Origin of the sequence: Olivibacter sp. SDN3 (assembly GCF_014334135.1) — a bacterium.
In the GTDB taxonomy this organism is placed as follows: Bacteria; Bacteroidota; Bacteroidia; order Sphingobacteriales; family Sphingobacteriaceae; genus Olivibacter.
Genome location: NZ_CP060497.1, coordinates 3685108 through 3699118, shown reverse-complemented (window position 1 = coordinate 3699118; position 14011 = coordinate 3685108). Strand labels below are relative to the sequence as shown.

Sequence of the window (14011 nt, the reverse complement as noted above, 5' to 3'; positions counted from 1 at the left end):
TTCTTTTCTAAAAATTTAACGTTAGGCCAAACAACCAGCTTTTCGTGCTTGGATAGGCATCGGAGTCGATACCACGTAGGATATTATCTTGCCCACTCTGATTCACCTCTGGATCATATCCCGTATAGTTGGTCCAGGTCCAGAGATTCAGCGCAGATACATAAATACGCAGTTGCTCAATCGATGTATTGCTGAACAGGTCTTTACCGAAGGTATAACCTAGTGTAGCGGTTCCGAGCCGTAGATAAGAACCATCTTCCAGCTGCGCATCGGAGAAAAGGAATGCCCGGCTCAGATCTGCTCTAGGGATAGTGTTGCTCGGATTTTCAGGTGTCCAGCGATCCACCACCCTTGCTGCACTATTTTTCTGCCCTGTAGGGAGATCCAGCTCCGTACGTGTGCTGTTTAATATCTTGTTTCCGTAAACCCAGTTGAAAAATAACCCCAGGTCGAGGTTCTTATAGGAAAAATGGTGTGTCATTCCACCGAAGTGTTTTGGCTGTGCCGAGCCAAGAAAGGTGCGATCACGTGCATCCAGTATGCCATCACCATTGCTATCTGCATATTTCCGATCACCCGGAGCGGCATTGGGCTGAGGACTGTTTTCAATATCGTCACCCAACTGGAAGATTCCCTGGCTTACATAACCATAAAAGCTATTAAGCGCCTGACCCGGGCGAATGACAATGGGATCATTCAGCTTCAGGTAGCCATTGATTTCGCCTGTCAGGATTTCACTGATAGGACCGAGATCTGTAACCTTATTTTGATTGAAAGCGATATTCGCATTCGCAGACCACTTAAATGTCCGGTCGATAATATTCGCCTGCAAGGCCAACTCCAGTCCTCTATTCTCCATACTACCAATATTCTGCAGCGCCGAACTGAAGCCGCTAGACCATGGCACATTTACCCAAAGTAACATGTCTTTCGTCTTTTTGTAATACAGATCTGCCGTTACATTAATCCGTCCGTCCAGAAATCCGGCATCCAATCCCACATCAAATTGTGCAGTAGATTCCCATTTTAGGTCTGGGTTAGCTATATTATCGGGCGAAAATCCCCTTACCACATTATCACCAATGACATAACTCATAGACCCCAAACGTGCCAGCGATTGGTAACTATCTATTTCCTGATTACCTGTGCGGCCATAACTCGTGCGAATCTTCAGTTCACTAAACGTATTTAAGTTTTTAATAAAATCTTCTTCACTGAGTTTATAGGCCAGCGCGCCCGAAGGGAAAAAACCATAACGGCTATTCACTCCGAACTTCGACGAACCATCGATACGTCCAGTAAGCGTTAACAGCAGCTTATCGCGGTAACTATAGTTTGCCCTGCCGATCCATGAGAGCAAGCTCCAGTTATTGATATTGGTAGTAGGTGCATTGATCAGGGAACCTGCACCCAGATTATCGGGCCCCAACAGGTCGTTCACGAAACCCGAAGCTGATGCCAGTACCAGTTCCCTTTCAAATTTTTGCGCTGTAAATCCCGCCAATACATCCATTTGGTGCTCACCAAAACGACGCTGGTAACTGAGCGTATTTTCATTCAATATGGAATAAGAGCTTAGCGTTCCAACTCTTCCCAAACCCTGCACGCTATAGCCGGCCAAGGTTGTGCGTGGCGCATAATAGTTCTCTTTGTTGTTCAAAACGTCAGCTCCAATAGAAGTTTTGAAGCGCAACCCTTCAATAATCTCGTATTCCGCAAAAAGGTTACCCAAGGTACGGTAACTCCGCGTTTGGTTAGTCAACTCCCGTGCCGTGGCAACAGGATTACCCATCGGAATACCACGATCGTTCTCCAGTACATAACTGCCGTTGGCCTGATATACCGGCAATATGGGCGAGAATGCCAATGCCGACTGTACCACGCCAATGGTTCCTTCGCCACCACTCGTAGCGCTCAATGCCTGATTGGCATCCGAGCGGCTACTCGTTAGGTGCAAGCCGAAAGTGAGTTTATCTGTAGCCTTCCTTTCCAGGTTAAAACGAGCGGCATACCGTTTAAAACCAGAATTAACGATGATTCCCTGTTGATTAAAGTAATTTAGGGATAAGGCATACTTTGTTTTTTCATCTCCGCCCGATGCGCCCAGCTGATAGTTCTGCATTGGTGCCGTCTGAAAAATTTCATCCTGCCAATCTGTACCTGCACCAAAAGAAGCAATCTCTTCGGGCGAATAAATATCGTTGCCATTTGCGTCGTTCACCAGTTGGGCAAATTCAGTTGCATCCAGTAGATCGAGTTTCTTTCTAACCCGTTGAGACGCATAATAGCTGTTAAACTGAAATTTATTCCTACCCGCCTGTCCCTGCTTTGTGGTAATCAGGATTACACCATTTGCTCCCCTTGACCCATAAATTGCCGATGCCGAAGCATCCTTCAGTACTTCCATAGACACAATATCCTCTGGATTGATCAGGGATAAAGCGTTTGTTGCCGGGCCTACGGTTGCTCCGGCACTACTACCTTCATTATCATTGTATACCGGAAAACCATCAATGACGTAAAGCGGCTCGCTTCCCGTATTGACCGAATTGCTTCCGCGAATGCGAATGCTGGTTGCTCCGCCAGGTTGATTGGATGTGCTCGTTACCTGCACACCTGAGGCCCTACCCCTTATGGCCTGATCAAAAGAGGCTGCAGGGCTCTCCTGTATTGCCTCGGCACCGATAGATGATACCGACCCCGTTAGATCGGCTCTTTTCTGAGTGCCGTAACCCACTACCACTACATCTTCCAACTGGTTCAGGTTCGGCTCGAGCAGGATCGTTACGGGACTTTTATCCACAACCAGTTCCAGTGGCTCATAGCCTATATAATTAATGATCAATGTATAGGGAAACTGCTGTCCGGTAACAAACTGAAAGCTGCCCTGTTCATCCGTGCTCGCTTTATGCGTAGTACCCTGGATGGACACCGTAGCACCCGTTAATACTTCCCCGGTTTTGGCGTCCTTAACAACGCCCTGGAGCGTAGAATTAACCAATGGTTGTGTTTGTTGCGCACGACTCGCCGAAGTAGGCAGGAAGGCCGTTCCGGCACATAAAAATAAGAGGAGACCATATACACGAATGGTGGAAAGTCTGTTGATAATAGCAATACGGGTCATAGCGGTAGGCTGAAAATCCAGCATATAGTAGAAATAAATAATTTTAAGAAATATTTTGGAGCGATGAGCGCAAATAAGATCAGCGCTAATGGGGATTTACCATCAGCAACAATACTTTCGGGAACAGCACGATATCTCCCACTCTCGTATCGCGTTATGGTGGTTCATTGATAAGAGGTAATCGTCTAAAAGTCTTCCGTTTCTGTGGTAATTATTTGCTGTCATCTTATAAAAAACATTATGTCTACTGTTTTAGTAGATTTAATATGCAGCAAAAGTAAAATAGAAAATCAATAATTAATAGGAATAAAACATACCTATTTTAGTAATAAATTATAGGTATTTTTAATTTTAGCGTCTTTTGATGCCAAGCTTAACGATTCAATACAACCGAAAAAAGGATCACCTAAAGGCTGCTTAAATTAACCTTTAGCGTACACTCTCCCTCTCCAAAGACTAAAACCCAACTTTATTGGAAACGGGTACGTATTTTTATAAACAATTCGTTGTAATTGCCCTTAAATAAATATTTTTGCTCCGGAAGATGTGTTTGGGTTGACGACCAGTTATATGACCAATGGAGAATCCTTTTGAACAAAAAGAAAAATCAGATATTTTTAAGCAATTAGATATTTGTTGTCAACAAATTGCTGACAAGATAGGCAGGCCTGAGATCTCCGAATGGAAGAATGGCGACTACGTTAAGCTCAGTGCGTTGTTATATCGTCAAACGAAAGTAGCCATCAGTGAAAATACATTAAAGCGCATTTTTGGTAAACTGAAGACCTCCGCGCGTTATTATCCACAAAAAGCTACCCGTGACGCGCTGGCCCAATTCATTGGCTATCGCGATTGGTATGAATTTGAGTTAATAAGCGTACAAGAGGTACTAACCAGGCGTGCTGATCTGACGACCGCACCGACAAATCAACTAACGAGCACAAAAAAACGAATTAGGTCTTACGCCATTCTTATGGGCTTGACTTTACTTGCTTTATCACTTGCCTGGTTCGTTCATTTAAAAACCCAAAAGCTTCCGAACGTCAAGTTAATTTGTGTCAATCCAGAGGGAAAAACTCCCCATTCTGCCATTTTCAAATTAAACAAAGTAATCGACAAGGAGAATTTAGCTGATTTTTCGATCAATTTCGGAGATGGTAAACGGACACTAAATTTTAACGATACCTTAATAAATCATTATTACGAGATGCCCGGTAGGTATTTTGCTATTTTATCACATCGTGGTACAGCTATTGATACCACCGCGGTTTACCTGCAATCGGAGGGCTGGTCTTCCATTGCAGAAATCGCGTACGACACGACACGTGTTTATCCGGTTTTAAAAAACTTTAGCACAGACACTAAAAAGCTCCAAGTAGGTATGGAAGATATTTTCCATGCGGGTGTTGATACCAATCGTACCTTTTTCCTTACCTATGCCTACGTAAAACCAAGTGAGATAGCTGGAGACCATTTTGAACTCTATACGAATGTCAGCACATCTTCAGAACGAGCAGGCGTACGTTGCTCTCAGTTTGATATCACCATCTTAGGAGAACACGATTACCACTACCTCAGGCTAATTAAACCAGCATGTGTCGCCTGGTCTTATTGCAAATTTTCTGAAAATTTCAGACAGGGAAGCAAAGACGATTTAAGGCAGTTAGGGCATGACCTCAGTGAAGGTGGAAAATTAACGTTAAAGGTTGCACATAAAGACGTGGCCCTTTTTGTGAATGATTCCCTCGTGATGCAAAGCTCGTATAAACGTCCAATTGGGAAAGTAATGGGCATTAAATTCACGTTTGCCGGTGTCGGCACGTTCGATAAACCAGTGCTGCGAGACCTGAACACCAAGCAGCAGTTTATTCCCTGAAGTAAAGTCCAGTGAAACAGTTTACATGACTTGACAATACTCCTATTGTTATATTCAAACGCTGCTATTTAACAGGCGCATGAAGCAACTTGCGTTTATAAAAATGATCACCCCCCGGAATCTCCTTATCCAAACTCATCTACAAAAACACACAAAAACCTGTTTAACAGCCATTTAAATTGTCAAAAATATTGGCAAAGTTTTGAACAAGGACTTTCCGAGTGAAGCGATCCAAAGGCGATATTTTTACCGTCGTAAATGAAGAAACGCTATTTCCCGGAAAGAGGACATTAGTTACGTAACCGTATTTTACTGCTTACCAATAAGACCCTAAATACTGGAATTCAATAACAAACCTAAAATTTATGATAAAGAACATTTTCATCCCGAAGTTTATTTTTCTCTTAGCCATTTTATTAAGTTTTGAAAATTATGCAGTATATGCTCAAGAGGAAATATCGATCAGCGGTCAGGTGGTCAACGCACAAAAAGAGCCCTTACCGGGTGTTTCCATCTATGTTAAGCAAGGCTCGACTACCACTACCAAAATAGGAACCAAGACGGATACACTTGGTAATTTCGCCTTAAGAGTACCTCAAAACGCAACGTTGACCGTGAGTTATGTAGGCTTTAAAGCACAAGAAGTACAGGTTGGCAGGCAAACGAGCGTTTCCATCATTCTTTCTCCAGATGATGCCGTTTTAGACGAAGTGGTGGTGGTTGGTTACGGCACCATCAACAAAAAAGACCTCACCGGCGCGGTTTCTTCTGTTCAGGGCGACGAAATTATATCCAGAAAAACCACCCAGGTATCCCAGGCCCTCCAGGGCGCTGTACCCGGCGTTATGGTTACGCGGTCAGGTAATGCACCAGGTTCGGCAGCGACTATCCGCATACGCGGGATTACCACGATAACCGAAGGCGGGATGAACCCGCTGTATATTCTCGATGGCGTTCCGATAGACGATATCAACACGGTAAATCCAAATGATATTGAGAACATTTCGGTATTGAAAGATGCCGCCTCGGCGTCGATTTATGGATCGCGAGCGGCGTCTGGAGTCATTCTGATTACAACAAAAAGAGCGAAAGAAGGTCAAATTGGACTGGATTATTCCTTTGAATATGGCCTGGAACGAGCCACCAGGTATCCGGCTACTGTAGGCGCCAAACGCTTTATGGAGATGACCAACGAATTACGTTGGAACGATAATGGAAACAATGACAACCAATACCCCACTTATCCGAAAGATATCATTGACAATTACGATCAGTTACATGCAGAAAACCCGGATTTATATCCAAATACTGATTGGCGCGGTTTGACGCTCAATAGATATGCGCCGAGACAAAGTCACATCTTGTCGCTCTACGGCGCCAGTAAACTTGTTCGAACGCGTGCTTCTTTGGTGTATGACCATAATGAAGCCTTTTACGATAACCGGAATTATGACCGCGTTACGGCCCGTATCAATAATGATTTTACGATAAGTAAATATCTTAACGCTGCAATAGATTTGAATTACCGGCGAACCATCGATGAAGATGCCATTACCGATCCGATGTATCGACTGGGCATTTCTCCTCCTGTTTACGCTGCACTTTGGGCCGACGGGAGGTTGGGAGCAGGAAAAGACGGTGCTAATATCTATGGGCTAACAAAGGATGGGGGCTTCAATAATAACTGGTATAACCAGGTCGGTGGAAAAATCAGTCTCGATTTCACACCCGTAGATGGACTGAAATTAACCGGGGTTTTCTCTCCGTTTCTTAATTTCGATAAGGGTAAGCAATTTAACCGTCAAATACCTTATAGTTCTTTTGCAGAACCCGGAATTATCGCGGGATATATGGACGGCGCTGCGGAAACAAAATTGGCAGAGACGCGCAATGACAGCCATCGCTATACGGTTCAGTTCTTAGCAAATTATAATAAACAAATCGGTGAGCATAACCTCGATCTCTTGGCAGGTTATGAATATTTCTATGCCTTCGATGAAACACTAGGTGCTTCAAGAGGCCAATACACAGTTAGCGGTTATCCATACCTGGACGTTGGTCCTTTGCATTTACGCGATAATAGTGGCGGAGCCGTTGAAAATGCGTACCGCTCCTGGTTCGGCCGCGTAAATTATAATTACAAAAATAAATACCTTTTACAAGCAAATGTACGCTTTGATGCCTCTTCCCGATTTGCGCCCAACTACCGCTGGGGATCTTTCCCATCGGTATCTGCAGGCTGGGTGGTATCCGAGGAGTCATTTTTAAAGGATGGGACAGGCATACTATCTTTCCTCAAATTACGTGCATCATATGGGACTTTGGGGAACGAACGTATTGGTAATTACCCTTACCAGCGTATCTTGACTTTTGAAAATGAATCCCTCTTCTATCAGGGGAATGCCATCGTCGCCGGGCAATCAGCTGCACAATGGCAATATGCTATCCGCGATATTAGTTGGGAAACAACCTCATCGGTAGACATCGGCATAGACCTCAATTTTTTTCATAATAAACTGACTTTCGTTGGGGATTATTATAAGAAAACCACTAAGGACATGTTGTTGGAGCTGGAGATACCCGACTACGTAGGATTTGACAACCCCTATCAGAATACCGGCAAGATGTATACCAGTGGGTGGGAATTCCAAATAGGTTGGAATGACCAAGTCGGCGATCTACGCTATGGCTTAAGCTTCAACTTATCTGATTTCAAATCCAAGATGGGCGATCTGGGAGGGACCGAGTTTATTGGCGACCAGATCAACATCCAGGGAAGTGAATTTAACGAGTGGTACGGCTACTTGTCGGACGGAATCTACCAAACCCAGGAGGAAGTCGATAATTCGGCCAGGCTGAATAACAATGTACGTCCCGGCGACGTTCGCTATCGCGATATCAGCGGCCCGAATGGCGTTCCCGATGGTATAATCTCGCCCGACTATGACCGCGTATTACTCGGAGGATCTTTACCGCGGTTGATGTATGGCGGAACCATCAATCTCGGTTACAAAAGCTGGGATCTATCATTGACAATACAAGGCGTTGGCAAACAAAACGCACGGCTCGGTTCACACATGGTTAGTCCGCTATTGGAAAACTGGGGCAATTTTCCGGAAATATTGGACGGCAACAGTTGGAGCGCTTACCAAAGTCCAGAGGAAAACCTATCTGTCAGATACCCCCGCTACAGTTACACATCTATCGGTAATAACTATGCCTTGTCGGATTTCTGGCTGATCAATGGTGGTTACTTCCGTTTAAAAAATGTAACAGTGGGTTATAACCTGCCGACCCGTCTCGTGGAAAAAATCCATATAAAGGGGTTAAGGCTTTATACGACCGTTAATGATTTGCTCAGCATTCATAATTTCCCAAAAGGTTGGGATCCCGAAATGACGAGCCTAGGTTACCCCATTACCTCAACTTTCTTATTTGGTGCATCTCTAAAATTTTAATATGATGATAAAACGAAAAATATACGGCTTCATAACTGTGGGATTGTTACTCAGTTCTTGCAGCAAATTAGACTTGAATCCGCTTTCCCAGGGCTCCAGTGAGACCTGGAATGCTACCGTGGAGGAAATAAATATGTCGCTTAACGGATTATATAAACATGTTTTCTGGCCAGCTGACGATAATTCATGGACCGATGACTTTATCTATCGTGAATCAGTCAATGCGATAATAGGTGCAACAATAAATGGCCAAACGGACTTCGTCAATGATTGGTGGTTGAATGCCTACAAATGTATCGCCCGGGCAAATAACGTCTTGGAAAGTGTCGGCCGGGCATCCGGGGAACTTACTGAAGACCAGATCAATACCTTTATTGCCGAAGCACGCTTTATCAGGGCATGTCAGTATGCCAAACTACTCACTCATTACGGTAATATTATCTACACCGAAAAGACATTGGAAATCGAGGAAGCCCAACAGATGGAGCAAGCCGACCCACAGCTGGTATTGACAAAAATCTATGAGGATTTTGATTTTGCGGCAGGGTATCTGAAAACCAGCTATGGAGCAAATGAATTAAAAAGAGCCACCGTGGGCGCCGCCTTGGCAATGAAAGCCCGCATTGCACTCCAAATGCAAGATTGGCGTACCGCAAGCGATGCATCCGAAGCCTGTATCAACTTAGGCGAATACGCCTTGCACACCGATTTCAGTGAATTGTTCTTGTCGAGAACCAAAAATTCACCTGAAACGATTTTTGGTCTTCCCCGCTCCGTGGCTATGCAGGTAACGCTGGGCGGCTTACAGGATTATATTCCCCGAATAGCCGGAGGCTACGGTGCGATGGTGCCCACCTGGGATTTATTCAATGCATTTTTATGCAGCGATGGACTCCCCATAGATCAGTCATCTTTGTACAATCCGCAGGAGCCTTTCCAAAATCGTGACCCCCGCTGTGCAGCGACCATTGTGGAATTCAGCACGCCACATATTGGATTTATTTACCAACCGCATCCAGACACGTTGCAGGTTCGTAGAACGTCAGATAGCCAAGGGGTTGAAAACCGCGACAATCGCGCTATCGCACCATTCGCCTCCTATACAGGCTTGCTTTGGAAGAAAGGTGTCGATGAAGACTGGCTGCAAAATTCCTGGCAGGCCGAACCGGATCAAATCATTATCCGCTATGCGGATGTATTGCTCATGTATGCAGAAGCCAAAACCGAGTTAGGTGAAATCGATCAAAGTGTATTGGATGCCATTAATCAGGTGAGAGCGCGTGCCTACGGTGTAACCGCAGCGGAGATGGATTCCTATCCTGCAATAACAGTAACAGCACAAACTGCTTTACGCCAGCTTATCCGTACGGAAAGACGTATGGAATTTGCCTTTGAAGGGATACGTTATATGGATCTTATCCGTTGGCGTTTGGCTGAAAAGATACTTAACACGCCGATTTATGGCCTATTAGATCCTGAGGAACTACGTGAAAAAGTTGTTAAAAATGGCTTGTGGTTTTTCCCGCAGGTAACACCAATTGATGAAAATGGCATTGCCGATTTCTCATCCATGGCAGCCAGCGGATTAATCAAACAAATTGTTATTCGCAAATTTGATGCTTCTAGGCAATACCTTTGGCCCATACCTACCAGCGAAGTGCTCACAAGCGGTTTAAAACAGAATCCCAATTATTAAGTTATAGAAAAAAAATCAGAAAAGAAAACGAACAGCATATATGAAATTTTTAAGAAAGACAGCGAGCGCTTCATTTACGATCTTAGCTCCTTTATTTATAGCCTGTCAAACCGGCAAGCAAGCCATAGATAAACCTCAACAAATCAGTGGTATTTACCCCCATTTAGCGATGTATAATAATGAAGGTGAATGTGGTACCGGCGCATTGGTTCCCTGGGCGGGCAGTTTATGGGCTGTTTCCTATGGACAGCACTTTCCTTTCGGCTCGTCAGACAAACTGTATCAGATCACACCCGAGTTAATACAAACAGCCCATCCAGAAAGCATCGGCGGAACACCTGCAAACCGGATGATACATCCGGAAAGCAATCAATTATTTATCGGCCCTTATGCCATTGATTCCAGCGGTAATGTCCGTACCATATCCTACGATAAAATGCCTGGCAGGCATACCGGCAATGCCCGGCACCTCACCGACCCGGCAGGAAAAATATACTACGCCACCATGGAGGAAGGCTTTTATGAAGTCGACGTACAGACGCTGGAACCAACATGGTTATATGCCGACGGCAACTTAAAGAAAGATCAAATGCGGGGAGTTCCCGAGGCAAATCTCATTGGGGCCCATGGGAAAGGGCTCTATAGTGGGCAAGGTGTGTTGGTATACAGTGACAATGGCGAGTTGTCGAAGGAGGCCATGAAACGCTTTGATGCCCCATCGGGAAGCCTTCACGAATGGGATGGCAAAGCGTGGAAGCTGATCCGCAGAAATCAATTTGTTGAAGTCACCGGTCCGGGAGGCATTCGCGGCAATAAAAATGTGGAGGAAGATCCCATCTGGGTAACCGGTTGGGATCATAAGTCTGTTCTAATGGGTGTGCGCGGAAACGGGGAATGGCGTTTCTTCCGATTGCCAAAGGCTAGCCATAGTTACGATGGCGCACATGGCTATAATACGGAATGGCCGCGGATTCGCGATGTGGGCACCCAGGAACAATCCGATTATCTCATGACCATGCATGGGTTATTTTGGCGATTTCCTGCACGATTCAACATTGGCCAAACAGCTGGCATTCGCCCCCGTTCGGCCTATCTGAAAGTCATCGGCGATTATACCCGCTGGAATGACCAATTAGTATTTGGTTGTGACGACTCTGCCGAAAAGGAGTTCCTAAATAAGCGAAAAGCCAAGGGAAACATTCTTGGCCCCGGGCAGTCCAACTCGAATCTCTGGTTCACTGCACTTACAGAACCGGATTCGTTAGGACCAAACACGGCAGATGGAGCTGTGTGGCAACGTGAAGAAGTAAAGGCCAATGTACCGTCGGATCCTTATTTATTTGCCGGTTGGGACACGCGGGCCCTGTGGCTTAAAAACGAGGCCAATAATGCGGTCACCTTCACCTTCGAAGTAGATAAAAAAGGAACTGACCAATGGACAAAATTGGATTCCGTCACCGTAAAAGCCAACTCATCTGTGAGTTATAATTTTGACAAACAAGAAAGCGGCGAATGGCTACGTATCCTGACGGATAAGCCCACCAAAGCAAGTGCTTATTTTGTGTATGCCAATCCGGAAAAGCGCAATCAGCGTTCGGAGATATTTGATGGTTTGAGTGAAGAATCGACCAATACAGGTGGTTTGCTTTATGCATTGGGCAACAACCAACGTAAGTTGGGCCTATTGGCACAACGTATGGAAAATGGTGTAGCTAAAGAAATCGGCTATTACGAATTGGACGACAAGCTCGAACTTGTAAAAACCAGCAATGATTCCATCGAACAAAAGATTCGCTCCAATATGACCATCTTTAGAGATGCCGTGCAGCTGGACAGTGCTTCGGTTTTGGTAGTTGACGATGACGGTAGACGCTGGCGCTTACCTTTTGGCGATGAGCAGTTCACCAGGCTTACAGAGCACGGAGCTTTACGGGTTTGTAGAGAAGTGGCCACGGAACGTGATCTGTTTAATTGCCACGGCACCTTTTATGAACTACCGGCAGAGAATGCCGACGGATATGCCAAGATCAGGCCGATAGCGTCCCACCCGTTTAAAGTTAACGATTATGCATCATACCGTGGGCTGCTGGTGATGACCGGCATCGATCTTCCTAAAGTGTCAAATGACAAAAACCCACATATCTTTGTTTCAGATGATCAGAAAGCAGCCGTTTGGGCAGGTACTATCGACGATCTGTGGCAGCTGGGGAAACCGACCGGCCATGGCGGTCCGTGGAAACAGAGCCTAATTAAACCAGGAGAACCGAGCGATCCTTACCTGATCGGTTTCTATGATAAAAAGACACTCCAATTATCGCATAAGCATGATCAGGAACTGCGCATCACCGTAGAAGTGGATCCGGGGGGTGAAGGGAACTGGATAACATACGATACGTTCAGCGTAAAGCCAAACGACACGTTCAGTCATGAATTTCCTTCGTCTTTTCAGGCAAGATGGATACGTTTTAAGGGAAATGCAGCCTGTGAGGCCACAGCCTATTTAACATATGACTAAACGTCTTTGACCCAGCATCCGCATGAGCTCATGCGGATGCTGGGTTTTATGGGATGAAGCTGGATATTATGCTTATCTGATTTACGTATTAAATCACCAGCCAAACGATTTCAGGAAACCGAATAAAACACCCTCTGGGTCATTCATAATTATCCGTAATAATATGGCAAGAACAGCTGTAAGTGCAAAAAAACGGAAAGCCTCCGTTGAAAAAATATTGGGTGCTTTTTTCATATGACTAAATTGTTTTTGAATGGTGCTTTAGTAGAATGGATAGCCTGTGTACGGAGCTTTGCTCCATCCTGCTTACCTACGGTGTAGAAGAGCATTAGCATGAGATACAGTATTCCAATAAAAAACCAGCGAACAAGAATATTGTCAGAAGTAAAAAGACTGTGTAATTTCTCTTTCATCTCACTTTATTATAATAAGCTAATATAATAATTTTTATTGATTTCATTCTCACTGAAAATAGAACGATTCTCTCTCATTAGCATTAAATTGTACATTTCCTCTTCCTAGTAAACGTTTAAAACCGTAATAGAACAAAAATCCTACAGGAAATATAATCATATATATATAATATAGTCGCTTACCGAGATGAATAAAGTTCACGTAACCCCTTATTACTTTTCCAGGAAAATTTGTTGCCGTTGGGTCAAGGGAATGTATATACAATAAAAAATTATTAATCGCAGCCACGAAATGAACCGCCAAAATCATCGCTACAACAAAAGGAAGCATGCGTACGAACGACCGCCAGTCAAGTGTATTGATTTTTTGTTTTCTTTTCAATATTTTCAGCGCCGGTTTATGCTTTGTTAATGCTTGCTTTTGTTGATAAAGTTTCATCGCAGCATAGGTTAATGCTATCAGTATAATGGCTTCAAAGACAAAAATCAAGGCTAGGTCATTGAATCCCCCTCCAAAAAGCTGCACAATAAAGTGAAGTTCATTGGAACGGTTTATCTCGCCACCACTGAAAAGATACGTGCTCCAAAGATCCAAGAATAAGATCAGTAGTATAACTAAATAGACACAACCTTTATTCCTTAACATTACTGATATATTTTTTAATTATGGGAGCCGGCATCAACCGACTCCATAAAATTTATTCTGCCGCAGCAACTGTAGCCAACGCACCTATTCCTGCTGCGCATAAAGCAGCTTGGACTCCCCAAATCCCTAACATTACGGGAATTGGCAAGAAACCGCCATTTATTTCCTGTAGCTCATTTCCAGTAAGCTCTTGCATCTCCAAATTTGATTCTAATGTACTCATAATTTTAAGTATTTAAAAGTGTCCTACTCTATTTCCAGGCTTTTCGGAATCCGCCTTTTG

At 44.4% G+C, this 14011-nt stretch carries 9 protein-coding genes; 4 read left to right on the top strand and 5 right to left on the bottom strand.

The features are described 5' to 3' along the window. Positions 1-7 precede the first annotated feature (7 nt). A complete protein-coding gene (locus tag H8S90_RS15355; RefSeq protein ID WP_222852109.1) occupies positions 8-3148 on the bottom strand; it encodes a TonB-dependent receptor in 3141 nt (1046 codons plus the stop codon). 553 nt (positions 3149-3701) lie between these two features. Here H8S90_RS15355 and H8S90_RS15350 point away from each other — a divergent pair. From H8S90_RS15350 to H8S90_RS15335, 4 genes are all read left to right on the top strand, one after another. Then, positions 3702-5000, top strand: coding sequence for a hypothetical protein (locus H8S90_RS15350; protein ID WP_187338737.1), 1299 nt, complete (start codon positions 3702-3704; stop codon positions 4998-5000). A 365-nt stretch (positions 5001-5365) separates the two neighbouring features. After that, positions 5366-8458, top strand: a complete 3093-nt coding sequence (locus tag H8S90_RS15345) for a TonB-dependent receptor (protein ID WP_187338736.1) — start codon at positions 5366-5368, stop codon at positions 8456-8458. A 1-nt stretch (position 8459) separates the two neighbouring features. After that, positions 8460-10154, top strand: coding sequence for a RagB/SusD family nutrient uptake outer membrane protein (locus H8S90_RS15340; RefSeq protein ID WP_187338735.1), 1695 nt, complete (start codon positions 8460-8462; stop codon positions 10152-10154). Positions 10155-10194: 40 nt separating this feature from the next. Beyond that, complete coding sequence (locus H8S90_RS15335; protein WP_187338734.1) at positions 10195-12669, top strand: hypothetical protein; 2475 nt, start codon at positions 10195-10197, stop codon at positions 12667-12669. 93 nt (positions 12670-12762) lie between these two features. Here the strand turns inward: H8S90_RS15335 and H8S90_RS15330 are convergent, their stop codons facing one another. Genes H8S90_RS15330 through H8S90_RS15315 form a run of 4 tightly spaced genes read right to left on the bottom strand, consistent with a single transcriptional unit; the run spans position 12763 to position 13951 of the window. Further along, a complete protein-coding gene (locus H8S90_RS15330) occupies positions 12763-12903 on the bottom strand; it encodes a hypothetical protein (protein WP_187338733.1) in 141 nt (46 codons plus the stop codon). Beyond that, complete coding sequence (locus H8S90_RS15325) at positions 12900-13082, bottom strand: hypothetical protein (protein ID WP_187338732.1); 183 nt, start codon at positions 13080-13082, stop codon at positions 12900-12902. The genes H8S90_RS15330 and H8S90_RS15325 overlap by 4 nt, the downstream gene beginning before the upstream one ends. 49 nt (positions 13083-13131) lie before the next feature. Then, positions 13132-13728: a hypothetical protein gene (locus H8S90_RS15320; RefSeq protein ID WP_187338731.1), complete on the bottom strand. Its 597-nt coding sequence runs from the start codon at positions 13726-13728 to the stop codon at positions 13132-13134. Positions 13729-13780: 52 nt separating this feature from the next. Then, on the bottom strand, positions 13781-13951 hold the full coding sequence (locus tag H8S90_RS15315) for a class IIb bacteriocin, lactobin A/cerein 7B family (protein WP_187338730.1): 171 nt from the start codon (positions 13949-13951) through the stop codon (positions 13781-13783). Positions 13952-14011 lie beyond the last annotated feature (60 nt).